The organism is Nocardia flavorosea NBRC 108225 (assembly GCF_001613385.1).
Classification (GTDB): Bacteria; Actinomycetota; Actinomycetes; order Mycobacteriales; family Mycobacteriaceae; genus Nocardia; species Nocardia flavorosea.
Window position 1 is genome coordinate 89901 of sequence record NZ_BDCG01000001.1, and the last position, 25235, is coordinate 115135.

The window sequence follows — 25235 nt, forward strand, 5'->3', positions numbered from 1 at the left end:
GTACCCCGGACGCCGGCCTTGCGGACACCATACGGACCCCTCGGTGCGGTGGTCCGGGAACGGTGCCGATCGTTGCGCGGGGTGTGTGCAGTTCAGCCGAGCCGCCCCGGGACAGGTTCGGTGCGGTACTCGTCGGTGCGTAGTTCACCCTCGGCGACGGCCCGTTCGATCGAATCGCGCAGTGCCGGACAGGTCGGGATCCAGTTGCTGGGCTCGCCCAGGGCCGCCCGCCGGGCGAATTCGGGGCAGGCGGATTCGGCATCGTCGAGCCATTGCACGCTGGTATGACTGGGGCTGTACTTCTCCACCAGGACGCGGTTTCCGCAGTTGGCGCACTGAATATTTCGCACGGTCACTCCTATGTCCGCCGGGCGCGCGCGGCGCGCCGATATCACCGATCACCCTCGCACGGCGGGGGCGCCCGATCCAGGTTCAGCCGAAATCGACATCGTCGGCCGACCAGAACGCGCGCATACCGGTGATCTGCGTGTCCACGTCGAAGGTCATGACGTCGATCGGTTCGACCATGATCGTTTTTCCGCCGGTTTCGGTGACCACCCGGAAGGAGAACGCGGCGTTACCGCCGCTCACACGCAGGCTCAGCAGTTCGGTGTGGCGGCGCGCCGACTCGAGGGGACTGTAGAACTTCTCGATGGCCGCGCGACCGGTGTGTGCCGGCGAGCCGACGGGGTCTTCCAGCGTGGCGTCCGGGTGATAGAGCGCGGCGATCTCGGCCGCGGTCCCGGTGGCGACGGTGTCGAGGTAGCGGCGCACGGCCGCACGGATCCGGTCCGGTTCCGGCATGGTGGTACTTCCTGTTCTGGTCGGGGCGGGTCAGCGTTCGAGCATGTCGCGGACGGCGAGATGGCTGAACAGCATCGAGGCGCCGATCGGGTTACCGCCGCCGGGATAGACGGTGCCGCTGACCGCGGCCATGGTGTTGCCCGCGGCGTAGAGCCCCGGGATCGCGGTGCCGTCGCCGTTCAGGACCCGGGCGCCGGTATCGGTGCGCAGGCCACCCTTGGTGCCCAGGTCGGACAGGCCGAACGCCGCCGCGTGGAAGGGCGGCCGATCGATCGGCACCAGGGGCGATTCGCCCTGGGAGAACGCGCGATCGTAGGCCTCGTCGCCGCGGCCGAAATCGGTATCGGCCCCGGCCGCGACCATCGCGTTGAAGCGCTCGACGGTTGCCACCAGGTTGGCGGCGGGCACACCGATCACCTCCGCCAGCTCCTCGAGGGTGTCGGCGGTCCGCCACAGTCCGGCGGCCACGTACTTCTCGGTCGCATCGAACGACACATTGGGGGCCTGCACCGGAGGTGTGACACCGTCCCGGTCGTCGTAGACCATCCAGTAAGGAAGGGTGAGCTCTCCCGCGCGCATACGGTCGATAGCGGCGCGCCCGAGCCGGTCGTACGGTGCGGACTCGTTCACGAATCGCCGCCCGTCCTGGTCGACGAAAATACCCCCGGTGAACCACAGTGCGAACGCCGACCGCCCGTCCGGGTGGGTGAGCCCGGGCGACCACCAGGCCTGATCCATCAGATCGGTATCGGCGCCGGCCGCGATCCCGGCCTCGTGCGCGTGGCCCTGGTTTCCGGGTGGTCCCATGGTGTCGCGTGCGCTGCCGGGGACACCGTAGCGCCGGCGCAGCTCGTCGTTGCCCTCGAATCCACCGGCGGCCAGGATCACCCCGCGCCGGGCCCGGATCGCCATGGTTCCGCCCGGCCGCTCGATCAGTGCACCGACGACGGCTCCGTCCTCCACCACGAGTTCGGTCAGGGCCGCGTTGCGGTGCAGGCGCACCTCCGGGTAGGTAGCCAGTGCGCGCAGGAAACGGCCGATCAGAGCTTGTCCGCCGATCAGCAGATCCGGCAGCGGGGCACCGAGCCGTTCGGTGTCCAGCGGCCCGCGTAGATGCTCGCGCAGCTCACCGAGCTCGGCCGCGGGCAGCGGGGCGGGCACGATATGGCGTTGCCCGTCCGTGCGTGCCTTGGGCGCGGCGCCGAAGTAGTCGGGCCACGGGTACATGTGGAACTCGAAACGGTCGTCGGCCTCGAGATACTCGATGAGATCGCGGCCGCGGCGCACATAGGTTTCCTGTAGTTCGAGCGGTGTGCGGTCACCGACGACGGCGCGATAATAGGTGAGCGCGTCGTCGAGGGTGTCGTCGGTACCGGCCCGCTCCAGCACCGGATTGCACGGGAACCAGACGCCGCCGCCACCCGAATACGCGGTGGTGCCGCCGAACTTGTCGGTCGCCTCCACCACCGCGACCGACAGCCCCTCCCGGGCCGCGGTGTAAGCACCGGCGAGTCCCGCGCCGGACCCTGCCACCAGGACATCGACCTCGTCGTCGAAGTTCACCACTGCTGTACCGCCTTTTCACGCTCCCGGATTGTGCCGAGGCCGACGCTAGATCGGCCGCCGCGCGGTGCGGGGCCGCCCTCCCGGTGACCGGGACACCCGGTCGGCATCCCCGTAGTCGCGTAGTGGTGTAACGGACCGGTATATGTGCGTTGATAGCATTCGGCGGTGACGACGAGCGAACCCGATCCGGCGCAGGTGAACCTGCCGCCGACCAGTTGGGCGGTGCTCGCCATGCTCTCCTACGAGGAGGAGATCTCCGGGTACGACCTGAAGAAATGGGCCGACTGGAGTGTCCGCTACATCTACTGGAGCCCGTCCTACAGCCAGATCTACTCGGAGCTGAAGAAGCTCGAACGGCACGGGTTCGCGCAGTCCCGGGTGGACAGCGACAACGCCATGCGCGGTCGCCGGCTCTATCGCATCACCCCGGCCGGCCGGGCAGCCGTCACCGCCTGGAGCAACAACGCGCCGGTCGACCCGCCGATGCTGAAACACCATGTGATGCTGCGGGTCATGTTCGGGCACCTCAGTTCCCCCGATCGGCTCAAGGAAATCCTGCGCGACCATATCGCCGATGTCGAGCGCCTGGAACGCAGCGCCGCCGTCGATTCGGAGGCCGCGAAAACCGAACCCGGATGGGCGTATTCGCAGATCGTGCTGCAATGGGCGCAGCGCTACTACGCGGCTGAACGCGACCTCGCCCGGCAGTTGATCGACGATATCGACGCGGCCGAAACCGCGCTGGTGACAGCCGAATACGATGAACAAACCGACTACCCGCATCCCCTGCCGGGGCGGTGGCGGGAGGTCGAGCAGCGGGTCCGGCAGGAGGATCCCGAACGGCGCTGACGGCGTGCCGGTATCGATTGTGAGCGCTACGGCAGACACGGCCGGGTCGGTCGCGGGCATCCGTGAGCCGTTCACGCCGGCCCCGCGATGCCTTACGCCGGGGGTGGGACGCCCGTATCTGCTGAGGAGATCGGCAGCCGCACAATGTTTCTCGCCACCACCATCGATTTTCTGGCCAAGCCGGAAACGCCCCGGTCGAGCCGTCGCCCGGATCGGATGAAGTCCTGCAGCTCACCCGATACCTGGTCTGGTTCGTCGTGATCGTGCCGATTGCGGCGCCGGTCAGCGCGGTCCCATGATCCTGGTGGTTGTGACTCGTCGATCCCGTCGGCGTGAACCGGACGGTCGTGGACCTGCCGGGCCGGGATGCCCGGGGCAGACCCCGGCTACGGGCCCGGCCCGGGCGGCTCTCGCTGGACCGGTTCGGCGGGCTACGGACCGCTCGGTTCCGGTGGCGGAAATCCGGTCATGTGAGCGCCGGCTCGGCGGGAACGCCCGGACGAAGTTTCGGTGCCGGGCCGAGCGGGCGGAGCTGTTGCAATGTGGGATGCACTCGGACCTCGCCGTCCTCGACATTGCGCCATATCCCGAGGGCGGTCATCCGGACCGGTGCGGCCAGCCGATGGTCGAGTTGCATCTGCTGGATCGGCCCGCAGATCGATACCGCCGCCACCGCCCGGCCGACCTCACCGATCGGCGCGGCGACGCAGCCGAAACCCGGCAGTGACTCTTCCCGCTCGAAGGCGACCCCGTGCGCCCGGACTTTTGCCAGTTCGGCCCGCAACTGTGCCGCGGTGGCGATGGAGTAGCGCGTTTTCGTCCGGACGGTGGTGCCGGCGCCGAAGAAATCGGGGGCCGCGGCATCGGCGAGGATCGCCTTGCCGACGGCCGTGCAGTGGGCGGGCTGGCGGCCCCCGACGCGGGTGGGGACCGCATTGCCGAGCCGGCCACCGACCTTGTCCAGGTAGACGACGTCCGTTCCGTCCAGCACGGCCAGATGCACGACGTAACCGGTCCTGCGGTGCAGTTCGTGCAGGAACGGGACGGCGGCGCGATGCAACCGGTCCTGATGGACCGCGAGGGAGCCGAGTTCCATCAGTCGCAGCCCGAGTTCGTAATCGCGTCCGTTGCGGCGCAGCCAGCGCAGGCGCACGAGCTGCTCGAGGATGCGGTGTACCGAGGACCGGGGCAGTCCGGTCCGCCGGACGACCTGCGCATGTGTCAGGCGGCCGTGTCCTTCGAACGCGTCGAGGACCAGCGAAATTCTCTCGATCACGGCACTCGGGGTCGCGGTGTCGGCGGGGGTGGTCATGGAGCCCTCCATCGGGGTCTGCGAGCTGATGCCCAACGGAATATGCCGATTAGGCATATACCTATTTGTAACATTGTGTTGTGCTCGCTGTCACACGAATCCCGGAAGATGGCCGAAAATGACGAACGGCCCTCCGGGGCGAGCGCAATGCTCGACCCGGAGGGCCGTATCCGGCGGTTCGGTTACCTGGTGGTGGTGTCGACCACGGCGCTACGGGCGATATTGGCGGCGACCTCGGCCTCCCAACTGGTGACCGCGCGTTCGGTATCGATCTCGAACTCGAACCGCTTGGTCATATCCTCGGTGATGTCCTCGACATCGACATAGAACTGCTTGTACCAGCGACGCAGCTGATACACCGGACCGTCCTCCTCCGACAGCAGCGGGTTGTCGATCGGCGCCTTGTTCTTCCAGATCTCGACGTCCTGTTCGAAACCCACCTCGACACCGCGGGCGAACTGCGCCGCCATGGCATCGGCATCAGCGTCCGACATTCCCTCCGGCTTCTTCACCATGGCGCCGTACTGCAGGACGAACGAGTTCGAGGTGACCGGATAGTGGCAGTTGATCAGCACCGTTTCGATCGTCCTGCCGCCTGCTTCGTTCCACAGCCAGTCGATCATGTAGGACGGGCCGAAATACGAGGCGTCCGACCGCAGCGAGGAATGCGGATCGTCGTAGTTGGTGCCGACGTTGATATCGCCGCGCGGTGTGGACCGCATGTACTGCGTGGCCACATGACCTTCGAAAACGTTCTTGAAGTAACGCGGAAAGGAGTAGTGGACGTAGAAGAAGTGGGCCATATCCACCACGTTGTCCACGATCTCGCGGCAGTGTGACCCCTCGACCAGCAAGGTGTTCCAGGTCCAATCGGTCCACTCGGCCGTGCCGTAACCGTCGATCTGCGGAATCGTCACCTCGTCGGTGGGTTTGCTGCCCTGCGGATCGTTCCAGACGAAGAGCTGGCCGTTACGTTCCAGCGTCGGCCAGGCCCGGGTCTTCGCCAACGGCGGTACCCGGCGGGCATACGGAATCCCCGTACACCTGCCGTTGCCGCCCCAGCGCCAGTCGTGGAACGGGCAGGCGATGGAATCGCCTTTTACTGTGCCCTGTGCGAGATTTCCGCCCATATGGCGGCAGTACGCGTCGATCACATGCAATGTGTCATCGGATTCGGACCGGAACACCACGAGGGTGGTGCCGAAGGCCTTGACCTCGTGCGGTCGGCCGTCCCGGAACGTTTTCGCCAGACCCAGGCAGTGCCAGCCGCGGGCGAACCGGGCCGGGGCCGCGGCCGCTTCGATCTGCCTGAATTCCTCGTCGCCGTGCTGGGTTTCCCCATTCGGTGCGTGAGCCGGCATCGGAACCTCCATGTTCCCACCAGAGTTGTGTGTCTGCGCCTGATGGTGACGCGGGTCGCCGCTCGGTGCGGGGTGAGGTCCCAGTCAGTGGGCCGGTTTCGCCGAGGTCCTGTCCGCGATGCCTCGCCGGCAGCCGAGGCGCGCGGTTGGCGGCGGGTGGGTTGCCGTGATCCGTGCGCAGCGTGTCGACCGGCTGCCGGGGACACGGTGGCTCCTATCCTGGTTCCGGGGATCGGCCCGCCGGCCGGTGGGGGCGTTCGACCGGGAATCGCCATCGGCACGTGATCGCGCCACGCTGAACGGAAGGTAGGACGGATGCAGCCAATCCCCGCGGGCGACCATATCGTGGTCGGCGTCGACGGATCCGAGACCTCGCTGGCCGCCGCCGAGTGGGCGACCGTGTTCGCCCGGAAGCTCGCCTTGCCGCTGCAACTGGTGCATTCTTCCCCGGCGCCGGGCCCGATGCCCGAGATCGCGATGACTCCCGACGAGCTGGCCGGGCGGTACCGCGCGTATCGCTCGGAATTGCTGACCACCGCTGAAGAGGCGGTGCGCCGATCGGCACCCGGAATAGAGCTGACCTCGATCGCGGACAGTGAGCCGCCTGCCGCGGGATTACTGAAAGCGGCCCGGGGAGCGGCGATGATCGTTATCGGCGCGACCGGCGCCGGGGCGGTCGAACGGTGGATTCTCGGATCGACGGCACTGCGGGTGGTCGATCAGGCGCGCTGTCCGGTGGCGGTGTGGCGTGGCGACCCCGACGGGCATCCGTCTCCGGACAATCGGCCGATCGTGGTGGGATGCGACGGCAGTCCGCTGTCGGCCGGGGCAACCGAACTCGCCTTCGCTTGGGCGCAGCTTTTCGCTGTTCCGGTGGTACCTGTACGAACCTGGACCGACAGCGCGGCGGCCGGGGATTCCGTCCCCACGGCGATGCAGGTGTTCGGACCGACCGCGATGACCGTCGATTGGGAGACCATCGCCCGCGCGGAGGCCGGGATACTGTCGACGATTGTCGCGCCGTACCGGGAAAAGTTCCCCGGTGTCGCCGTCGAGGAGCGGTCCCGGCGCGGTTCGTCCGTCCGTGAATTGCTACGGGCGCTCGACGAGGGGCAGATGCTGATCGTCGGCCACAAAGGCCGGGGGCGTCTGCGCGGGGCGCTGCTCGGTTCCACGACACAGAACCTGCTGCACCGGGCCCAGCGGCCGCTCATCGTCTACCGCGGGCCCGGCAGCTGACGGTCGCCGGTGTAGCCGCTGCTCACCGCGGCAGGGGTATACACGGCAGTCCGTGGCGTGGCGGTGATTGTCCGGACAGACGCGACAGCGGCGGTCAGCCGGTGGCGAGGGCGAACCACGCGGAGGCCGCCAGCAGGATCGCGGCGATCGCGAGGACAGCGCGGGTGGTGTAGACGTGTCGCATGGCGGCCCCGTTCAGACGAAGTCGAATCGTTCGGTGTGCAGGCGTTCGGCGGGAACACCGAGGTCGGCGAGGGCATCCTCCACGGCGGTGACCATGGGGCCGGGCCCGCATGCGAAATACTGCCTGCGGGGATGCCCGGCCGGTAGATGCCGGGCCAGTACGGCGCGATCGAGATAACCGTGTTCGCCGGACCAGCCGGCGGGTGGTCGTTCCGGAATCCGGACCACCGTGAGATCCAGCCGCTGCTCCAAGTCCCGGATCTCGTCGTCCAGGGTCGCTTCCGGCAAGCTCCGGACAGCATGGAAGAGCAGGACCGGGCGGCGATCTTCACGGTCCGCCATCGTGCGCAGGATGCTCGCCATGGGGGTGATACCGATACCGCCCGCGATCAGCACGAATCCGGGGCCTTCGTTGCGGTCGGGAGTGAAGACGCCGTGCGGGCCGGAGATGTAGGCACGCGTGCCCGCCGGGATATCGCCGACGGTCGAGGTGAAATCGCCCAGCGCCTTGATCGTCATCTCGACCCGCCGGTGTTCCTCGGCGCTGGAGGAGAAGGAGAACGGGTGGGCCGTGATCGAGAACGGCGCGCGGTTCACCACGAGCCATCCGAACTGTCCCGGTTGGAATCGGAATCCGTCATGACCCACCGGCACCAGGCCGAGGGTATGTGCATTACCCCGCTCGGCGGTGACCCGTTCGATCCGCCAGGGCCGGCGCAACCGGAGTATCGGTTCGACGACGCGAACCCACACCAGCAGCAGCACCAGTGCCAGCGTCATCAGTGCCCACAGCCATTTCTTCCACACCGCATCGAGGTAGTGGTCGACGAGGAACATATGGGCGAGCGCGCACGCGACAACCAGCACGGACAGCAGGCCGTGGCAGATCTGCCAGATCTCGTAGCGAATACGGAGGCGTTTGCGCCAGACGGAGGTGGCGATCAGGATCAGCAGCAGGACCGTCGAGGCGACTGCGAACCGCGCCCGCGGCGGAGCCTGCGCCAGGTTCAGCAGACCGACGATATCGGTACCCGCGATCTGCAGTAGCACCGGATGAGCGAGGATGAACGCCAGCGCCACATAGGACACCTGCCGGTGGAATTGCACCAGCGCGTCCTCTCCGAACGGTGCCGCGACGGCCCGGAACCGGGCGACCAGCGCGAATTGCAGGCCCAGCATCGACATTCCGACGAAGCCGAGGGCGACGGAGAATTCCGTCAGGAACCCGCGATCGGCGTCGGCGACACCGATCGCGGCGAATACCAGCGGAACGATCGCGGCGGCCAGGTACAGCCCGAACCACGCTATACCGCGAGCGATCAGCGACAACTCGTCCTCCTGGTGGTTCGACTCGACCGTTGTCTGCGAAACCCGGAATCAGCTCGGCGAATTCTATGATGCGCAGAGGACGCCGGTCACCGCGCCACGCAAGGGACTGCCGTACGGATTCCGATGTGCGGGTCGGTTGGTGATGTGCGGCGAAACTCGGATTTCGAAGAGGTCTACACGTACCTCTCGCGGTCGGTTCGGAAAAGGTGAGGATACGGGGATCCAGTGTTTTTCCGTCGAGCGTCACAATACGGCGGTTGATATCCGAAAGACGCTCGGAGTTCGATGAAGATGCGATGCTGCCGCCTGCCCTGTGGGCCTGTTCGTTACGCGCCGGCGGTGGGCGGCTAACAATTCTGATAATCCTTGTGAGTGCTGCTCTGTAAATGTGAGCTCATTGCAAGAAACCGTATTGCGGGCCACGGATTGCCGTGGTGGGGTGCTTTTGCGTGCAGGATCGACGAAAAACTTTTCACGCGAGTGTGGTTCGGCGAAACGAGGTGCTGACGTGGTCTGTACGAGGTGCTAATCTGCACACGGGAACTTCCCTGGAACGGGGACCCAATCGGACGATGGCTCTGCCGGACACGGATTTCCGAATATCACCGCCCAAGGTTTCGGGGAGCCTCGTCATTTCGAGCGATTTCGCAGCCGGAGAACAAACCGAAGGTTTCGTCAGAGGAAGAGAGGATCGGCATGAGTGCGGTTATCGGCCTCGGCTCGGCGGCCGCGGGAGCGGCCCTGAGCCTCGCGTGGGGCCTGCTGGGCATCATCATCTGAAGAAAGGAGGCGTCGTTTACCTGAGCAGCAAAGATACTATCCATCGAGTACTGAGGACGCTGTCGCCGGTCCGTAGCGCGATGCACCGAAGCGCGCCACGGCCGGTGAAGCGTGCGTGATACCCGGGTATTGCCGGATTACCGGTTCAGGCCGGCCTCCGCGGCGCCGGCGGTCAGTCGATCGAGGCCGAATGCCTCGACGGGACCGAGGGCGCCGGTGCCGAGCAGGCCGCCGTCGAGTACGGTCCGGGCGCCCCAGGCGAGGATCGCCGCGGTGAAGTCGTAGGGGTCCACCCCCGCGAGCGTCACCGAGGCTCGATTACGGCCCGCGGCATCGGATACGTCCGCGACCGCCCAGGTGCGGGTGCGGGCCCGTGCGGCGGGCGCCGGACCGCCGGTCGAGCCTTTCACCACACGGGTCAGCGCGGTTTCGCCCAACTTTTTCACGGGCTCCACGCGGGCGATCGCGGCGGTGATCAGTGAGGTTGCCCGCAGGCCGTGGGCGGCGGGCCCGGGAAGGCCGAGATAGACGTTCGCTTCGCGGAGCTGCGGATACGAGCGGGCCAACGCGAAATGCTCCGAACCCGGTACCGACGCCGCGGTGCGAGAGCGCCCGGCGACCTCGAAATCGCGTACCCGGGCCGCTGTTCGCTGGGGTACGATCCGGCCGTCGCGCAGGGCGAAACCGTCTTCGAACAGCATGCCCGCCATGGACGCGCGGGTGCCGCCGCTCGTGCCGGGATCGGCGATGAAGTAACCGATATCGGCGCGAACGGCGTCCGGCGCCTCGGCCAGGGCGAGAGCCGCGGCCAGATTGCCCGGCACATAATCGAATCCGAAGGCGGTGAGCAGTGCGATATCCGCCCGGCGGGCTTCGTCGTCGTGGTCGAATACCGTGCGGATGAACGGGCCTTCTCCGGTGGAATCGAAATAGTGCGCGCCCGCTGCGACAGCCGCTGCCAGTGCAGGCTTTCCGTAACGCAGGAAAGGGCCCACCGTCGAGATCAGCACATCGCCTCGGCCCAGAAGTGCACGGACCGAGGCGGGATCGGTCACATCGGCCACCGCGGTATCCGCGCCGCCGGTCTCGGTGGCCAGTTGTGCGAGGGAATCGGCGTTACGCCCGGCGAGCACGGGCGCGGTGCCGCGGGCGGTGAGCGCCTGCGCGATCAGGCGACCGGTGTAGCCGGTGGCTCCGAACAACACGATCTTCGGCATTGGCTGGTTCTTCCGTTCTGTCCATCGATCGGGTGGTGCGATATCACCGTGGTATGCACGACACTACGTCGGCACGGCTTGCCCGCAGTGGACCGCCCGCAGGTGGGGCCGGGGTAGGTCACCGCCCCGGTTCCAGCGCTCCACCGGCGGCCCGCCAGTCGATCAGTCCACCCGACATGTTCTTGGCTTCGAAGCCGTACTCGATCAATAGATTGGCGGCTCCGTAGGATCGCAGGCCACCGGTGCAGAAGGTGATCAACAGCCGATCGTCGGGCAGTTCGGCGCACTTGTCCGTCAACTGCTCCAGGGGCAGGTGGGCCGCGCCGGGGATCCGGGTCCGATGCCATTCGAATCCACGGCGGACATCGACGATGAGGGCGCCGGCTCGAACGGCCTCGATCGCTTCCGCCGCGGACAGAGAAGGTGCACGGTACAGGTAATGACGGATGCTCATACGGGCAGATCCTCGGTTCGTGGGTTCGGGCAGCGGCCGGCCGGTCGCCGGTTTCATCGGTCAGGTGTGTGCGCCCGGGCGGACGATCATCAGGACGACGACGATCAGCCACAGCATGTTGTAGAGACCGGCGAGCATGCCCAGGGTCCGGAGCCGGGCGCCGTGATCCGGAACCTCCATGGCCTCGCGCTGTATCGGATGGATGATCATCGTGATGATCGCGGCTACGCAGCCGGTGAGGATGATGGCTGCGGTGATCCAGATTTCGCCCAATCGTCCCTGTAGGACGGCGAGAATCATGCCGGCGACGGGGACGATCAGTGCCAGCCGTGCGTAGGTGCCGGTGATCCGGTGTAGGACGGCGGCGACGGCGGGGGAGCGCTCCGACGCTGGGTCCGCGATCGCCACCGACGGTGCGTAGCGCGGGAACAGGCTGGTGGCGACGGCGGAACCGCCGACGAAGATGATGGCCGCCAGGACGTGGACCGACAGCAGTAGTTGGTGCATGGACGAGCTACCTCTCAACCTTCAGGGTAGCTGAAGCTTAGCAGGCTTTCAGGCGGCCTGAAGGTTACTTGCGTCGCACCTCTCGATCCTCCGGTGTCAGGCCCCTGTCCCGCGAAACGCCTCCACGACGGCGGTACCGATCCGGCGCTGTACCGGGTCGGCCGCCGCACCGAACAGCCGCTCGTCCACTTCCGTGACCACCTCTTGGGCAGTCCGCAGCAGGCGCTCACCGTCCGCGGTGAGTTCGATCGCCGACGCCGACCCGGCGCGGGCGGTGCGGTCGCGGACGAGTCCGGCGGCGACGAGCGCCTTCACTGCGGTATGCGCGCTCTGCACGCTGATCCCCGACATCCGCGCCAGTTCGCTGAACGAGGCCCCCGGAACGCCGGAGATATGTCCGAGCAGACCCAAACGCCCCACGGTGAGATCCAAATCGGCCAGTCCCGCGTTCAGTTCGGTCTCCACCCGTCGCGCCAGCGTCAGTACGATGATCGAAGCGCTGGTCACCGGCGGTGTCCGGTCGTTGTCGGTACTCACCATCCCAGTTTCGCGCACACCGCCCGTTTCACCACTCGCAGGTACCTCGGGTCCTGGACTCGGTGCGCAGCCGATTCGTTCCGGGTGAGCGGCACGGACCCTCCGAACCCCAGCTGTCGATCGGTTCATGGCGACGTGAGTGCACGGTCGGTCGATGTCACTGTCTCATTCGAGTCTGCGGCGGCAGGTGGGTCGCCGCCGCCCTCATCGGCCGAGTCCCTGTTCGGCAGACCGGTGATCCGGTGGATGCCGCGAACGGCCGGTTGCTCTTGCGTGTGCGGCGGGTGCGCCACGGTTACGTGGCCACCCATGCCGGCGCCTTTCGGATCGTGGTGCGCCTACCGAGTTCTGGTCGTTCGAAACCAGTCGGTCGATGCGATGTTCCGCCGTACCGAGGTGATCGAGTTCGGATCCTGTTCGACACCGGAGCGCAGCCCGCGACGAGGCGATGAAAACGCCGCCGGCCGAGCGTTGCACGTCCGGGCTCGTTCGGTGTCCGCGGCGGCCGGCCTGTAGGCGACGGGTCGAGGTGGTGCGTCCGATAGGTTCACTATGAGCCGCAATCGTCGGTGAACCGGCGCGGCCGGATTCCGAATACGCAACCGGGAGGGTGGAATGGGGATCGAAGTACGCACCCTCGGTGCTGCGGAACTGGCCGAGGGGGCCGCCGGTGTATTCGCTCTGGACGCGACCACTGTGCTCGAACCGCTGCTGCTGATCGACCTCGACGGTGTCGACGGGGCTACCGCAGCTGCCGCCGCCGCGCGGACAGCGGCACTGGGGGGACCGGCAGTGGGATTCTGTTCCGGCGGTATCAGTGCGGAACTCGCGCCGTTGACGGCCGCGCTGGACCTGACCTACGCCGCGGCCGTGGCGGATCCGGCGGACCGGGCGGTCGTCGTCACCGGCGACGTGCCGGGCGCGGTCGCCGAGTTCACCGACTGCGTACGGCGATATCCGCAGGCGTCGAGTTTCGCGGCGCAGGTGGTACATGCTTCGGAGGGGCTGCCGGTGCCGGCGGCCATCGATGTGGAGTCCTTCGCCTACTCCACGCTGCAGGGCGGCCCGGAATTCGGTCGTTGGCTGGCGGAACGCCGCCGGCTGGGTCGTCCGCTACCGCCACCGCCCGACACCGATCCGGTTCTGCTCACCGAGGACGGCGACACCCTCCGGATCACGTTGAACCGCCCGGAGCGGCGTAACGCCTACGGCACGGCACTGCGTGACGCCCTGGTCGAGGCGTTGCGCACCGCGCAGCTCGCCGGCACGTTCGGCCGCATCGTGCTCGACGGTGCCGGTGCGTCGTTCTGCTCCGGCGGGGATCTCGACGAATTCGGCCATACGCCGGATACCGCGACCGCCCATCAGATCCGGACCCGCGGCGGGGCGGCCCGGTTGATGGCCCGGCTGGCGGCGCGCACCGAGGTCCGCCTGCACGGCCATTGTGTGGGCGCCGGGATCGAGATCTCCGCGTTCGCCGGGCATATCGTCGCCGCCCGGGATACCGTGATCCGGTTGCCCGAGGTGGCGATGGGGTTGATCCCGGGCGCGGGCGGCACCGTGAGCGTGCCGCGGCGGGTCGGTCGATGGCGGGCGCTGCACCTGTTCGTCACCGGTGTCGCGCTGGGTCCGGAGCGTGCACTCGAATGGGGGCTTGTCGACGAGATCGCGCCCGGCGAGTAGCGGGACCGTGTCACCGTTCTCGTCGGATTGTGGCGCTGTCGGCGAGATCGCGGGCGGTCGTGGACGCGAGGTGATTCGGGATGGTATTCGGCCTCAAAATGAGGTAAACATAATCATAGATTGTCGGGGCTCGAACTCCAGTGGTTGCAGGGGAGCGGCCTGACCGTATGGAGGTACGTGTAGTGGGACAGCCAGGGCTTCGTCCACAGAAGACCGCGATGTTGGTCGCACAGCGCATTGTCGAGGGCATCAACAAACGCGGCAACAAGGTCGGTGACAAACTGCCGCCGGAGCGGTTGATGCTCGAGGAATACGAGATCGGCCGGGGAACGCTGCGGGAATCGTTGCGGTTCCTGGAACTCCAGGGCGTTATCGCCCTCAAGCCCGGTCCTGGTGGCGGTCCGATCGTGCAGCAACCCGACGGTATGGGTCTGCAGACCGCGATCACGCTACTGCTGCAATTCGAGAATGCGCCCTTCCGGACCATCGTCGAGGCGCGTACGGCGCTCGAGCCGATGATGGCCCGGCTCGCTGCCGACCGGATCAGCGAAGAACAGCTCGCCACGCTGAAACATTCGGTGGACCATATGCGTGAGCACATCGACGACGAGGAGATCTTCGTCGAGATGAGCCGGGTCTTCCACGACACCATCGCGCAGGGGTCCGGCAACGCGCTGTTCGGCTATCTGATCCACGCGCTGCTGGATATGCTCGACGGCTCCGCGGTGGGGATGGAGTATCCGGAACGCCACCGCGTCGCGACCTGCGATATCCACGAGAAGATCTACAACGCCGTGGCCGCGGGGGATGCCGGTGCGGCACTTGCCGCGATGGAGGAACATATCGACGCGATCTGGCGGTACGAGGAGAAGAACTACCCCGAGGTCCTCGATACTCCGATTGCGTGGGGGTCCCGCGGCTGATCGGCCGGTGGTCCGGGCGAGATCTGCGCCGCCGGCTTGCTTCGCCTGCGGCAGTCTCCGAAGCAGCGGGCGGAGCTTGCCGACGCGCACCGGGGCTGCCGGGAGTCCGACCCGAAACGATCGGGCAGATCCCGGTCGCACGGGTTGCCCGCGGAGCCGCGAGCGGTCGGCGACCCCGTGGGAGAACCGGTGCAGTCAGGGCCGGTAGGGATCTGCCCGTTCGACCGGCGGCGCCGATTTCCAATCGGGCAGTCCGTATTCCGGTGTTCCGACTGGAGTCTTGCCGCCCGAAAGATGCGTCCACTGCGCGTGATTGAGCTGGTGGATGGAGAAACAGGCATCGAGCGCGGTGGTGAAGCCCATCGCGTCCTGACTCTGATTCACCGAATCCTTCACCAGCAGAGCGGCCATACTGGGCACTCGCGCGATCCGGCGGGCGAATTCCAGGGTGTTCTCGCCGAGCTCGCCGGCCGGGAAGATCTTGTTCACCATGCCCAGCGCGAGTGCGTCCTCGGCATCGAGACTGTCCCCGGTGAGCAGTAGCTCCTTGGCCTTGCGGGGGCCGAATTCCCAAGGGTGGCCGAAGTACTCGACACCGCACACACCCAGCCGGGTGGCGACGACATCGGCGAACCGAGTGCCCTGCGCGGCGACGATGAGATCGCAGGACCAGGCGAGCATGAGGGCAGCGGAGAAAACGTTGCCGTGCACCTCGGCGATGGTGATCTTGCGGAGTTTGCGCCACCGCCGGGTGTTCTCGTAGAAGTAGTGCCACTCCTGGTGGAAGCGGGATTCGACCGCGTCGTGGGTGGCCCCGGTACAGGTGAAGGACCAGTGCTGATCGGGTCCGGGTTCACGTTCGGTCCGGTATTCGGAGCTGCCCAGGTCGTGGCCCGAGGAGAAGACGGGCCCCTCACCTGCGAGGATCACCACCCGCACCGTATCGTCGGCTTCCGCCCGCAGGAAGGCGTGGGTGAGTTCCACGAGCAGTCCACGGTTCTGCGCGTTGCGGTATTTCGGGCGGTTCAGCACGATCCGCACGATCGTGCCGTCGTCGTGTGTTTCGTAGCGCAGATACCGGTAGTCCACGGAGGTCGCGGGGTCGAGCAGGGCTTCGGTCATCGTGAGTCCTTTTCTGATCAGGCTGGTCCGGACGGCGTCCGGACCAGCCCGCGGGCTTGGTCGAGAAGTGCCTGCGCGACGCCGTGGAAGCGGCGGCCGAGCGCGGTATCGGCCTTTCCGGCGCAGGCACGCGCATAGGTGCCTTCGAGGATGATGGCGAGCCGGTAGCAGGCCAGAACCTGATACCAGTCGAAGTCGGTCATATCCCGGCCGCTGACGGCTGCGTAGCGGGCGATGAGCTCGTCCCGCCCGGGGAGTCCGTCGAGATGGCGGGCGAGCCCGACCGTGCGGGTTTCACCGGGGTCGGGCCAGGTCGCGAGGAGGTGGCCGAGGTCGAGCAGGGGATCGCCGACGGTGCCCAGTTCCCAGTCGACGACAGCGGCCACGGCCGGCCGGTCGTGCCGGAACATGACATTGCCGAAGTGGTAGTCGCCGTGAATGATCCCCTTGCGCCACGCCGTGGGCCGGTGTGCGTCCAGCCAGCGGCCGATGTCGTCCACCCCGTCCAGTTCGGGACCGGGCCACCCGTCGAGTTCGTGATAGGAGTCGAGCTGGCGTCGCCAGCGCGCGGCCTGCCGGTCGAGCCAGCCGTTGGCGCGGGTGAGCTGGGCTTCGCCGAGTACGGCCGGATCGATCGACCCGAGTGCCGCCGCACTGTCGACCATGGACAGCCCCATCGCATGCTGCATCTCGGTGGACGAGGCGTGTGGTTCGGGGATCTCGGTGGTGGCGGTGAAACCCTCGACCGCGGCCATGACGAAGAAAACGCAACCCATGACGTCCAGGTCGTCACAGACGGCGACGAGACGGGGGTGGGGGACATCGCTTCCCGCGAGCGCGGCGAGCAGGCGTGCCTCCCGGCGCATCGTCTCGTCGCTGTTACCGCGTTTGTGCAGCGGCGGGCGCCGGAACACGTAGCCGGTACCGTCCCGGGTGAATCTCACCAGGATGTTCTGGGTGCCTCCGGTCAGCGGGACGATATCGGTGACGGGCCCGGTGCCCACCTCGTTGCGGTCGAGCCATGACGTCAGTGCCGTGACGTCCACCGGGTCCTGATCCCTCATCGATCCACCTCATGCCTTCCCTCTGTGACGTGTGACGGTGGTGCCGTCGCACGCAGCGACCGGAGGCACCCACCTACCGGAGCCTACACATTCCTACGAACCATTGTCATGATTTCTTTCATATTCCGGCGCATAGTTGTTATCGTTAGCCGCGACGGGCCCGAAAGTCTCCTGCCGCGCGTGGCTCGGCACCTCGGGTGCACATCAACAATCCAAGCGTTCTCACCAGGTGGTGCAATGGGTATCGAAATGGTTCTGGACATGGCCGCATCGGTCCATCCCGAGCGGCTTGCGCTCGGGCGGCGTGATGCGGGTATGACCTATCAGGAACTCGGCGACGTGGCCTCCGGTGGCGCCGCGGTCCTGGCCCGGTACGGCGCCGCGCATCTGGTGTTCGTGGGTGTCAACGGTCCGGTACTGCCGGTGCTGACCTTCGCCTCCGCCCGCGCCGGGGTCCCGCTGGCGCCGATGAACTACCGGCTGGCGGCCGATCAGCTGCGGGATCTCGTCGGGCAACTGGAACGGCCGCTGATCGTCGCCGATCCTGCCTATCGCGACACCCTCGACGGCGCCGCCGAGACGGTGCTGACCAGCGCGGAGTTTCTCGAACTGGCGCGCTCTGCCGATCCCGTCCCCACCGAACCGGCCCCCGACGACGCCACCGCCATCGTGCTGTTCACCAGCGGCACCACCTCCGCGCCCAAAGGCGTGCTGCTGCGCCACCAGCATCTGCTGTCCTATCTGCTCAACACCGTGGAATTCGGCTCCGCCGCCGAGGACGACGCGACACTGGTCAGCACGCCGCCGTATCACATCGCCGGAATGGGGGCCGTGCTCAGCAACGTCTATGCGGGCCGGCGGATGGTGCATCTGCCCGACTTCACTCCGCAGGGCTGGCTCGATATCGTCCGTGGTGAGGGCATCACGAGTGCCATGGTGGTGCCGACCATGCTCGCCCGTGTCGTCGAGCACCTGGACGGCGGCCCCGGCGACGCGCCGAACCTGGTGTCCCTGGCTTATGGCGGGGCCCGGATGCCGCAGCCCGTGCTCGAACGGGCGCTCCAGGCGTTCCCGGCGACCGGGTTCGTCAACGCCTACGGGCTGACCGAAACCAGTTCGACCATCGCGGTCCTGGGCCCCGACGACCATCGCGAGGCAATGGCGGATCCGTCGCTGCGCGGACGGCTGTCGTCGGTGGGCCGGGTGGTCCCGGGTATGGAAGCCGAGATCAGGGACGAGGACGGCACCGTGCTGGCAGCGGGCGAAACCGGTCTGCTGTGGGTCCGGGGGGCGCAGGTCAGCGGCGAATACATGGGCAAGGGGTCGGCACTGGACGCCGACGGCTGGTTCCCGACCCGGGACCGCGCCCGTATCGAGGACGGCTACCTCTATATCGGCGGCCGCGCCGACGACACCATCATCCGCGGCGGCGAGAATATCGCCCCGGCCGAAATCGAGGATGTGCTGGTCCACCACGACGACGTACGCGAGGTCGCCGTTATCGGCGTACCGGACGACGAATGGGGTGAACGGATCTGCGCGGTGATCGTGCCGGCCGGGCCCGGGCACGCCGATACCGCGGCCATCCGGACCTGGTGCCGCGAACGGCTGCGGGGCTCCCGGACGCCCGACGAGGTCGTGTTCGTGGAAGAGCTGCCCAAGACGCCCACCGGGAAACTGGTGCGCCGCGATCTCGTTGCGCAGGTCACCGCGCCGGCCCCGAACTGAGCTTTGCGCTCATCATCCGTTCCATATCCCCCTGGAGGATCCATGCGTAGTGCCGTGCTCGTCGACGTCGTCCGTTCGGCGTCGGGTAAGGGCAAGACCGGTGGCGCCCTGTCCGATATCCACCCGATCGATCTGCTGGCCGAGGTACTGCGGTCGCTGGTGGCGCGTAACGATATCGACCCCGTCCTCATCGACGATGTCATCGGCGGCTGTGTCGGCCAGGCCGCGGAGCAGGCCGGCAATATCACCCGGACCGCCGCGCTGGCGGCGGGTCTGCCCGAATCCACCCCGGCCACCACGGTGACCCGCGCCTGCGGTTCGAGCCAGCAGGCGGTGCATTTCGCGGCGCAGGGCGTGCTGGCGGGCTCCTACGATGTGGTGATCGCCTGTGGGGTGGAATCGATGAGCCGCGTACCGATGGGTACCGCACCGATGGGCCGGGACCTGGTCGGGGCCGGGCTCGCCCAGCGATACCCCGAGGGCTGGATCAGTCAGGGGGTGGCCGCCGAACTGGTGGCCCAGAAGTACGGGCTGACACGCGACGACGTCGACCGGTACGCGCAGGAATCGCATCGGCGGGCCGCGGCCGCCGCCGCTGCCGGGCATTACGACCGCGAGATCGTCCCCGTGCCGGTACCGGGCGGCGCGCACGTGACCGACGAAACGATTCGCGCGGCAACCACCCTCGAAAGCCTGGGCAAGCTGCGGGCCTCGTTCCACTCCGCGGACTCGGACCGGCGTTTTCCCGGCCTGGGCTGGATGATCACTCCGGGCAACTCGTCGCCGCTCACCGACGCGGCCGCCGCAACTCTGATCATGTCGGAGGAGAAGGCCGCGCAACTCGGGCTCACGCCGCGCGCCCGCTTCGTCGACTTCACGGTCGCCGGTGACGACCCGCTGTACATGCTCACCGCGCCGATCCCCGCGACCCGCACACTGCTCGACCGCACCGGCCGCACACTCGACGACATCGATGTCTACGAGGTCAACGAGGCGTTCGCGTCCGTACCGCTGGCGTGGGCGCGCGAATTCGATGCCGACCCGGCCCGGCTCAACCCCGCCGGCGGCGCCATTTCGCTCGGCCACGCGATCGGCGCGTCGGGCGTACGCCTGCTGGCCACGATGGTGGGCGAACTGGAACGCACCAGCGGCCGCTACGGCCTGCAGACCATGTGCGAACACGGCGGTATGGCCAACGCCCTGCTCATCGAACGTCTCTGACCGAAAGGCATACACGTGGACATCAACGGCAAAGTCACCCTGGTCACCGGGGGCGCATCAGGGCTCGGCCTGGCAACCGCGCGCCAGGTGCTCGATCAGGGCTCGAAAGTCGTCCTGCTCGATCTGCCGGCATCGAACGGGGCGCAAGTCGCTGCGGAACTGGGGCCGGAGGCTCTGTTCGCGCCCGCCGATATCACCGATGAATCCGCTGTCGCGGCCGCACTCGACGCGGCCGAAGGGTTCGGCGAACTGCGTGCGGTCGTCAGCTGCGCCGGAACCGGCCGGTCCCTTCGCGTCGTCGGCCGGCAGGGTGTTTTTCCGCTCGACGTCTTCACTCGCGTCGTCACGATCAACCTGATCGGCACGTTCAACGTCGTGCGGCTGGCCGCCGAGCGGATGTCGCGCCTGGAGGTCGACGGAGAGGAGCGCGGCGTCATCGTCACGACGGCCTCGGTCGCCGCTTTCGAAGGCCAGATCGGCCAGGCCGCGTACGCCGCGTCCAAAGCCGGTGTCGCCGGGATGACGCTGCCCCTGGCCCGGGATCTGGCCTCGCTGGCGATCCGGGTCGTCTCCATCGCCCCCGGACTGTTCGACACCCCGCTGCTGGCGGGCCTGAACGACGAGGCGAAGGCCTCGCTGGGCGCCCAGACCCCCCATCCCGGCCGGCTGGGCGATCCGCGGGAATTCGCTTCCCTGGCCGCGCATATCCTGTCCAACCCCATGCTCAACGGTGAGGTCGTCCGGCTGGACGGTGCCATCCGGATGGCACCGCGCTGATGGCGACGCCCGCGCCCCACAAGGAGGAACAACCATGACGGCTCCGGCACTTCCGCTGGAAGGCAAGGTCGCGCTGGTCACCGGCGGCAGTCGCGGACTCGGCCGCGAAATGGTGCTCGGGTTCGCGCGGGCCGGCGCCGATACTGTCATCGTCAGCCGCAAACTCGACAGCTGCGAGAAATTGGCCGCGGAGGTCACGGCGGCCACCGGTCGCCGGGCCCTGCCCGTCGCCTGCCACGTCGGCGATTGGGAGGCGCAGGACCAGCTGGTCACCCGCGTCTACGAGGAATTCGGCACGGTCGATGTCCTGGTCAACAACGCCGGGATGTCGCCGCTGTACTCGAGCCTCGAGGAGATCTCGGAGGCACTGTTCGACAAGGTCTTCGACGTCAACCTCAAAGGTGCGTTCCGGTTGACGACCCTGATCGCGCCGCGGATGGCCACCGCCGGTGGCGGCTCGATCATCAATATCAGTTCGATCGCCTCGGAGCGTCCCACTCCCGACGACCTGCCGTACGCGGCCGCCAAGGCCGGCCTGAACATCCTGACCAAGGGGTTCGCCCAGGCCTACGGACCGGCGGTGCGGGTCAACGCGATCATGGCCGGGCCGTTCCTCACCGATATCAGCAAGGCCTGGGATATGGACGCGGTCGCCGAGAAATTGAAGGCGCTTCCGCTGGGCCGCGCGGGTGATCCCGGCGAGATCGTCGGCGCCGCGCTCTACCTCGCGGGGCCGGGCTCCAGCTACACCTCCGGCGCGATCATCCCGGTCGACGGCGGCCGCAGCGCGATGCGCTGACTCGGCAGAACTCTTTTCAGAAAGGAACCAGGATATGAGCTGGGGATTCGAGACCGACCCCGAGTACCAGCAGGTGCTCGACTGGGCCGATGAATTCGTCACCCGGGAGGTCGAGCCGATCGACCAGGTCATCACCCATGCGTGGGATCTGCAGGATCCGTTGCGCCAGAAGCTGATACCGCCACTGCAGGACAAGGTCCGTGAAAAGGGTCTGTGGGCGACGCATCTCGGCCCCGAACTGGGCGGGCAGGGGTACGGCCAGCTGAAGCTGGCCCTGCTCAACGAGATCGTCGGCCGCACTCATTCGGGACCGATCGTCTTCGGCTGCCAGGCCCCGGATTCCGGCAATACCGAGATCCTCGCGCACTACGGCACGCCCGAAATCAAGGAACGGTATCTCGCGCCGCTCATCGAGAACACGATTGTTTCCTGTTACGCCATGACCGAGCCGCAGGGCGGTTCCAATCCGGTCGAATTCGAGACCACCGCCGTCCTCGATGGTGACGAATGGGTGATCAACGGCGAGAAATGGTTCGGTTCGAACGCGCGGTTCGCCTCCTTCTTCATCGTCATGGCCGTGACCGATCCCGAGGCCGAACCGCACCGGCGGCTGTCGCAGTTCATCGTTCCGGCCGAGACTCCCGGGCTCGAGATCGTGCGCAATACCGGCGTCTGGGGTCACGACTACGAGGTCGGCACGCATGCCTACACCCGCTGGACCGATGTGCGGATTCCCGAGGACCACATCCTCGGCGGGGTCGGGCAGGGATTCGAGGTGGCGCAGACCCGGCTGGGTGGTGGTCGTATCCATCACGCCATGCGCACGGTCGGCCTGGTGCGGCGTTCGCTGGACATGATGCTGGAACGAGCCGTCTCGCGGACCACGCGCGGCGGCCGGCTCGGCGATAAACAGCTGGTTCAGGAGATGATCGCCGATTCGTGGCTGCAGCTCGAACAGTTCCGGCTGCTGGTGTTGCGTACCGCGTGGCGGATCGACAAGGAGAACGACTACCGGAAGGTCATCAAGGACATCGCGGCGGTGAAGGCCGCGATGCCCAAGGTCCTGCTGGACGTGACCTCGCGGGCCGTACAGCTGCACGGTTCGCTGGGTGTATCCAAGGAACTTCCGTTGGGCAAATGGCTTTTCGAGGCCTACCACATGGGTCTCGCGGACGGCGCCACCGAAATCCACAAGATCGGGCTGGCCCGCCAGCTGCTGCGCGACGCCACACCGCACGAGGGCTTGTTTCCCAGCTACCATCTGCCGGCGCTCCAGAACGAGGCCCGGGAAAAGTTCGCGGCCGAACTGAGCGCTCTGGGGGAATAGTCCGCCGGCAACACATCGGCACCGTCCACCGGATCTCCTCTCGCCGAAGGGAGACCCGGCCCGCCGGCTGCGACGCCGTCCTGGGCCTCGGGGAACTGGTCGCCGGCCGAGGCATACGAGGCGGCTGCGCGATCTCGGGCTAGTCAAGGCAAATGATTCGCATGAAAGCTTGACTTCACGCTAATTCAGGCGAATGATATTCACATCTTCGGTGACGTGGATCACGACCGAAGTACCTGCGGTCGCGCCGTGTGGTCACTCCCACCCGCCACCGCGTTCCATCCCTCAAATCCTGCGGAGTTCACATGAGCGCATCAGCGCGCGCTTCGGGCGCGCGGCCCCACCGGCTGCGGCTCCTGATCGAGGTCCCGGCAGTCATCGTGCTCTTCGTCATGATGATCCATGTGACCGCCAACGCCCTGCTCCGGGCGTTCGCCTCGAGTCCCATCCAGAACACCCTCGAGATCACGCAGTACATCTATCTGCCGATCATCGCGCTGCTCGGGTTCGTCGCGGCCCAGCAACGTGGCGAGCACATCGTCGCAGACCTGGTCACGCACTACTTCCCGCGCCAGGTCCGCCGGGGCGTCCTGTTCGCCGGATACACCGTGGCCCTGATCGTGTCCGCCGGTTTTGCCTGGTTCGGACTGGAAGAAGCCCTGCACGCCCGGGATATCGGTCAGACCGCGGGCGTTTCGACGGTGGTGTCCTGGCCGGTGCTGTTCCTGGTACCGGTGGTCTTCGCCGTACTCACCGTCCAGTTCGGCCTCGCCGCCGTACGGGCAGTGCGCGGCGCCGAGGACGAGGACCGGGACGCCACCATGGCCGGCGATATCGACGGCGAGGTCCGGGCCGGGCACAGCAGTGCGGTCCCGACCGGCACGACATCGGATTCGGAGAAGAAATGACCACCGCCGCTGCGCCCGCGGAGAATGCGGGCACCCGCCCACTCACCCCACCACCGGCCGGGCCGGGCCGCAAACACCTGCTCCGCTCGTGGTCCGTCTTCGGTGTACTCGTCGTGGTGCTCCTGGCCACCGCTGCGGCGATGTTCATGCCGCTGAAGCCGCAGGCGATCGGGTGTGCGGCCCTGGTGATGATGCTGACCCTGCTGCTCCTGCGGCTACCGGTCGCCCTGACGATGATCATTCCCTCGTTCGCGGGTCTCTATGCACTTCGTGGTGAGAAAACCGTGGCCAGTGCGCTGTCCTCGCTGCCGTACCACCAGGTCGCCAGCTGGACGCTCAGCGTGGTGCCGATGTTCGTCCTGATGGGCCTGCTGATGTGGCGGTCCGGCCTGACCGCCAACCTCTACGCGGTGGCGCGGCATTGGCTCGGGTGGCTGCCCGGCGGTTTGGCGGTGGGCACCAATGTGGCCGGTGCGGGGCTGGCGACCGTCAGCGGTTCGACCACCGGGACGGCGTACGCGCTCGGCCGGATCGGTATTCCGGAAATGCTCAAGGCCGGTTACGACCGCCGGCTCGCGCTCGGTGCGGTGATGGTGGCGGGTCTGCCCGGTCAGCTGATCCCGCCCAGTATCCTGCTCGTCCTGTATGCGGGGATCGCGGAGGTCCCGGTCGGTAAGCAACTGCTCGCGGGGATCGGACCGGGCATCCTGGTGGCGATCCTGTTCACCCTGGCGATCGTTGTCTACTCGGTCTTCGGCAAGGACCTGGCGGGACCGAACCGGGGCCGCAGTACCGAAAGCGTGTCCTGGAAGGAGAAGATCACCGGCCTCGGGCAGGTATGGCCCATTCCCGTGCTGATTCTCGTGATCGTGGGAGGCATGCTCTCCGGCGTCTTCACCGCGACGGAGGCGGGTGCGGCGGCGGCGCTGTGCTCGGTGGGCGTGCTGCTGCTGTGGAAGCGCAAGACCGGCGGCGCCATGCGGGCGCTCGCCGACGGCGCCGTCGGCACGGTATCCACCGTCGGCGCGGTCTTCCTGCTTCTGCTGGGTGTCGAGGCGTTGTCGCGGATGATGACCCTGAGCGGAATCAGCAATGGTTTTGCGGACCTGATCGCGGGATGGGAACTCGGCCGCATCGAGTTCCTGCTGCTCATGGTCGTGGTCTACCTGGTACTCGGGGCGTTCATGGACCCTCTGCCGATGATGGTGCTGACCGTTCCGATCCTGATTCCGACACTGGAGAGCCTGGATATCTCGCTACTGTGGTTCGGAGCGTTCACGGTGTTCATGGGCGAACTGGCGATCCTTTCGCCTCCGGTCGGTGTGCTGGCGATGGTCATCCACTCGATCACCAAGGATCCGGAGGTCAATCTCGGCCGGAATATCCCGTTGAAGGATGTTTTCGTCGCCGCACTGTGGTTCCTGCCCATGGCGGTCGCGGTGGTACTGATCCTGATCTTCTTCCCGGAGATCTCGACATTCCTGCCGGATAATTCGAGCGCAGGCTGATATCGGTACTCCCGGAAATATCAGTTGTTCGGCCGGA

Annotated in this window: 23 protein-coding genes; 11 read left to right on the plus strand and 12 right to left on the minus strand. The window is 67.1% G+C overall.

Annotated elements, in window-relative coordinates:
* Positions 1 to 92: 92 nt before the first annotated feature.
* The 3 genes from NFL01S_RS00435 to NFL01S_RS00445 form a co-directional block, all read right to left on the minus strand.
* Positions 93 to 350 carry a hypothetical protein gene (locus NFL01S_RS00435; RefSeq protein ID WP_062970388.1) on the minus strand — a complete coding sequence of 86 codons (258 nt, stop codon included), beginning with the start codon at positions 348 to 350 and terminating at the stop codon, positions 93 to 95.
* Positions 351 to 432: 82 nt separating this feature from the next.
* A complete protein-coding gene (locus tag NFL01S_RS00440) occupies positions 433 to 804 on the minus strand; it encodes a nuclear transport factor 2 family protein (RefSeq protein WP_062970291.1) in 372 nt (123 codons plus the stop codon).
* Between the two features lie 30 nt (positions 805 to 834).
* Positions 835 to 2370 carry an FAD-binding protein gene (locus NFL01S_RS00445; protein ID WP_062970293.1) on the minus strand — a complete coding sequence of 512 codons (1536 nt, stop codon included), beginning with the start codon at positions 2368 to 2370 and terminating at the stop codon, positions 835 to 837.
* A gap of 231 nt (positions 2371 to 2601) precedes the next feature.
* Between NFL01S_RS00445 and NFL01S_RS00450 the strand changes: the two genes are divergently transcribed.
* On the plus strand, positions 2602 to 3219 hold the full coding sequence (locus NFL01S_RS00450; RefSeq protein WP_084492294.1) for a PadR family transcriptional regulator: 618 nt from the start codon (positions 2602 to 2604) through the stop codon (positions 3217 to 3219).
* A gap of 466 nt (positions 3220 to 3685) precedes the next feature.
* Here the strand turns inward: NFL01S_RS00450 and NFL01S_RS00455 are convergent, their stop codons facing one another.
* The gene (locus NFL01S_RS00455; protein ID WP_062970389.1) at positions 3686 to 4531 is read right to left on the minus strand and encodes an IclR family transcriptional regulator; all 846 of its coding nucleotides are present in this window, start codon (positions 4529 to 4531) and stop codon (positions 3686 to 3688) included.
* 182 nt (positions 4532 to 4713) lie between these two features.
* The gene (locus NFL01S_RS00460; protein ID WP_062970391.1) at positions 4714 to 5892 is read right to left on the minus strand and encodes a 3-ketosteroid-9-alpha-monooxygenase, oxygenase component; all 1179 of its coding nucleotides are present in this window, start codon (positions 5890 to 5892) and stop codon (positions 4714 to 4716) included.
* Between the two features lie 315 nt (positions 5893 to 6207).
* Between NFL01S_RS00460 and NFL01S_RS00465 the strand changes: the two genes are divergently transcribed.
* Positions 6208 to 7131, plus strand: coding sequence for a universal stress protein (locus NFL01S_RS00465; protein ID WP_062970297.1), 924 nt, complete (start codon positions 6208 to 6210; stop codon positions 7129 to 7131).
* Positions 7132 to 7326: 195 nt separating this feature from the next.
* On the opposite strand, the gene NFL01S_RS00470 is transcribed toward NFL01S_RS00465, so the two are convergent.
* The 5 genes from NFL01S_RS00470 to NFL01S_RS00490 all read right to left on the minus strand — a co-directional run bounded on the left by NFL01S_RS00470 (position 7327) and on the right by NFL01S_RS00490 (position 12141).
* Positions 7327 to 8643, minus strand: coding sequence for a ferredoxin reductase family protein (locus tag NFL01S_RS00470; protein WP_062970299.1), 1317 nt, complete (start codon positions 8641 to 8643; stop codon positions 7327 to 7329).
* Positions 8644 to 9560: 917 nt separating this feature from the next.
* On the minus strand, positions 9561 to 10640 hold the full coding sequence (locus NFL01S_RS00475; protein ID WP_062970301.1) for a saccharopine dehydrogenase family protein: 1080 nt from the start codon (positions 10638 to 10640) through the stop codon (positions 9561 to 9563).
* A 118-nt stretch (positions 10641 to 10758) separates the two neighbouring features.
* Positions 10759 to 11094, minus strand: a complete 336-nt coding sequence (locus NFL01S_RS00480) for a rhodanese-like domain-containing protein (RefSeq protein WP_062970393.1) — start codon at positions 11092 to 11094, stop codon at positions 10759 to 10761.
* Between the two features lie 60 nt (positions 11095 to 11154).
* The gene (locus NFL01S_RS00485; protein WP_062970303.1) at positions 11155 to 11601 is read right to left on the minus strand and encodes a hypothetical protein; all 447 of its coding nucleotides are present in this window, start codon (positions 11599 to 11601) and stop codon (positions 11155 to 11157) included.
* Positions 11602 to 11697: 96 nt separating this feature from the next.
* Positions 11698 to 12141, minus strand: a complete 444-nt coding sequence (locus NFL01S_RS00490) for a MarR family winged helix-turn-helix transcriptional regulator (RefSeq protein ID WP_210744418.1) — start codon at positions 12139 to 12141, stop codon at positions 11698 to 11700.
* A 612-nt stretch (positions 12142 to 12753) separates the two neighbouring features.
* On the opposite strand from NFL01S_RS00490, the gene NFL01S_RS00500 reads away from it, so the two are divergent.
* Positions 12754 to 13821 carry an enoyl-CoA hydratase/isomerase family protein gene (locus NFL01S_RS00500; protein WP_062970307.1) on the plus strand — a complete coding sequence of 356 codons (1068 nt, stop codon included), beginning with the start codon at positions 12754 to 12756 and terminating at the stop codon, positions 13819 to 13821.
* Between the two features lie 218 nt (positions 13822 to 14039).
* The gene (locus tag NFL01S_RS00505; protein ID WP_033242641.1) at positions 14040 to 14744 is read left to right on the plus strand and encodes a FadR/GntR family transcriptional regulator; all 705 of its coding nucleotides are present in this window, start codon (positions 14040 to 14042) and stop codon (positions 14742 to 14744) included.
* Between the two features lie 195 nt (positions 14745 to 14939).
* Here the strand turns inward: NFL01S_RS00505 and NFL01S_RS00510 are convergent, their stop codons facing one another.
* Positions 14940 to 15866, minus strand: coding sequence for an enoyl-CoA hydratase (locus NFL01S_RS00510; protein ID WP_062970309.1), 927 nt, complete (start codon positions 15864 to 15866; stop codon positions 14940 to 14942).
* Between the two features lie 17 nt (positions 15867 to 15883).
* Positions 15884 to 16930, minus strand: coding sequence for a phosphotransferase family protein (locus NFL01S_RS00515; protein WP_062970311.1), 1047 nt, complete (start codon positions 16928 to 16930; stop codon positions 15884 to 15886).
* A gap of 237 nt (positions 16931 to 17167) precedes the next feature.
* On the opposite strand from NFL01S_RS00515, the gene NFL01S_RS00520 reads away from it, so the two are divergent.
* From NFL01S_RS00520 to NFL01S_RS00550, 7 genes are all read left to right on the plus strand, one after another.
* Positions 17168 to 18658, plus strand: coding sequence for a class I adenylate-forming enzyme family protein (locus tag NFL01S_RS00520; RefSeq protein ID WP_062970313.1), 1491 nt, complete (start codon positions 17168 to 17170; stop codon positions 18656 to 18658).
* Positions 18659 to 18700: 42 nt separating this feature from the next.
* Complete coding sequence (locus NFL01S_RS00525) at positions 18701 to 19879, plus strand: thiolase family protein (protein WP_062970316.1); 1179 nt, start codon at positions 18701 to 18703, stop codon at positions 19877 to 19879.
* A gap of 15 nt (positions 19880 to 19894) precedes the next feature.
* Positions 19895 to 20656: an SDR family NAD(P)-dependent oxidoreductase gene (locus tag NFL01S_RS00530; RefSeq protein ID WP_062970318.1), complete on the plus strand. Its 762-nt coding sequence runs from the start codon at positions 19895 to 19897 to the stop codon at positions 20654 to 20656.
* Positions 20657 to 20690: 34 nt separating this feature from the next.
* Positions 20691 to 21455 (plus strand): SDR family NAD(P)-dependent oxidoreductase, encoded by a 765-nt coding sequence (locus NFL01S_RS00535; protein ID WP_062970320.1) that lies wholly within the window; start codon positions 20691 to 20693, stop codon positions 21453 to 21455.
* Between the two features lie 34 nt (positions 21456 to 21489).
* A complete protein-coding gene (locus tag NFL01S_RS00540; RefSeq protein WP_062970321.1) occupies positions 21490 to 22782 on the plus strand; it encodes an acyl-CoA dehydrogenase family protein in 1293 nt (430 codons plus the stop codon).
* 305 nt (positions 22783 to 23087) lie between these two features.
* Positions 23088 to 23690, plus strand: coding sequence for a TRAP transporter small permease (locus NFL01S_RS00545; RefSeq protein WP_062970396.1), 603 nt, complete (start codon positions 23088 to 23090; stop codon positions 23688 to 23690).
* The gene (locus NFL01S_RS00550) at positions 23687 to 25198 is read left to right on the plus strand and encodes a TRAP transporter large permease (RefSeq protein WP_062970323.1); all 1512 of its coding nucleotides are present in this window, start codon (positions 23687 to 23689) and stop codon (positions 25196 to 25198) included. Before NFL01S_RS00545 ends, NFL01S_RS00550 begins: the two co-directional genes overlap by 4 nt.
* Positions 25199 to 25235: the final 37 nt, after the last annotated feature.

Coding starts and splice junctions, on each gene's coding strand:
- NFL01S_RS00440 (WP_062970291.1), bottom strand. CDS start 804: ATGCCGGAACCGGACCGGATCCGTGCGGCCGTGCGCCGCTACCTCGAC.
- NFL01S_RS00450 (WP_084492294.1), top strand. CDS start 2,602: ATGCTCTCCTACGAGGAGGAGATCTCCGGGTACGACCTGAAGAAATGG.
- NFL01S_RS00455 (WP_062970389.1), bottom strand. CDS start 4,531: ATGACCACCCCCGCCGACACCGCGACCCCGAGTGCCGTGATCGAGAGA.
- NFL01S_RS00460 (WP_062970391.1), bottom strand. CDS start 5,892: ATGCCGGCTCACGCACCGAATGGGGAAACCCAGCACGGCGACGAGGAA.
- NFL01S_RS00465 (WP_062970297.1), top strand. CDS start 6,208: ATGCAGCCAATCCCCGCGGGCGACCATATCGTGGTCGGCGTCGACGGA.
- NFL01S_RS00475 (WP_062970301.1), bottom strand. CDS start 10,640: ATGCCGAAGATCGTGTTGTTCGGAGCCACCGGCTACACCGGTCGCCTG.
- NFL01S_RS00480 (WP_062970393.1), bottom strand. CDS start 11,094: ATGAGCATCCGTCATTACCTGTACCGTGCACCTTCTCTGTCCGCGGCG.
- NFL01S_RS00485 (WP_062970303.1), bottom strand. CDS start 11,601: ATGCACCAACTACTGCTGTCGGTCCACGTCCTGGCGGCCATCATCTTC.
- NFL01S_RS00490 (WP_210744418.1), bottom strand. CDS start 12,141: ATGGTGAGTACCGACAACGACCGGACACCGCCGGTGACCAGCGCTTCG.
- NFL01S_RS00500 (WP_062970307.1), top strand. CDS start 12,754: ATGGGGATCGAAGTACGCACCCTCGGTGCTGCGGAACTGGCCGAGGGG.
- NFL01S_RS00505 (WP_033242641.1), top strand. CDS start 14,040: ATGTTGGTCGCACAGCGCATTGTCGAGGGCATCAACAAACGCGGCAAC.
- NFL01S_RS00510 (WP_062970309.1), bottom strand. CDS start 15,866: ATGACCGAAGCCCTGCTCGACCCCGCGACCTCCGTGGACTACCGGTAT.
- NFL01S_RS00515 (WP_062970311.1), bottom strand. CDS start 16,930: ATGAGGGATCAGGACCCGGTGGACGTCACGGCACTGACGTCATGGCTC.
- NFL01S_RS00520 (WP_062970313.1), top strand. CDS start 17,168: ATGGGTATCGAAATGGTTCTGGACATGGCCGCATCGGTCCATCCCGAG.
- NFL01S_RS00525 (WP_062970316.1), top strand. CDS start 18,701: ATGCGTAGTGCCGTGCTCGTCGACGTCGTCCGTTCGGCGTCGGGTAAG.
- NFL01S_RS00535 (WP_062970320.1), top strand. CDS start 20,691: ATGACGGCTCCGGCACTTCCGCTGGAAGGCAAGGTCGCGCTGGTCACC.
- NFL01S_RS00540 (WP_062970321.1), top strand. CDS start 21,490: ATGAGCTGGGGATTCGAGACCGACCCCGAGTACCAGCAGGTGCTCGAC.
- NFL01S_RS00545 (WP_062970396.1), top strand. CDS start 23,088: ATGAGCGCATCAGCGCGCGCTTCGGGCGCGCGGCCCCACCGGCTGCGG.
- NFL01S_RS00550 (WP_062970323.1), top strand. CDS start 23,687: ATGACCACCGCCGCTGCGCCCGCGGAGAATGCGGGCACCCGCCCACTC.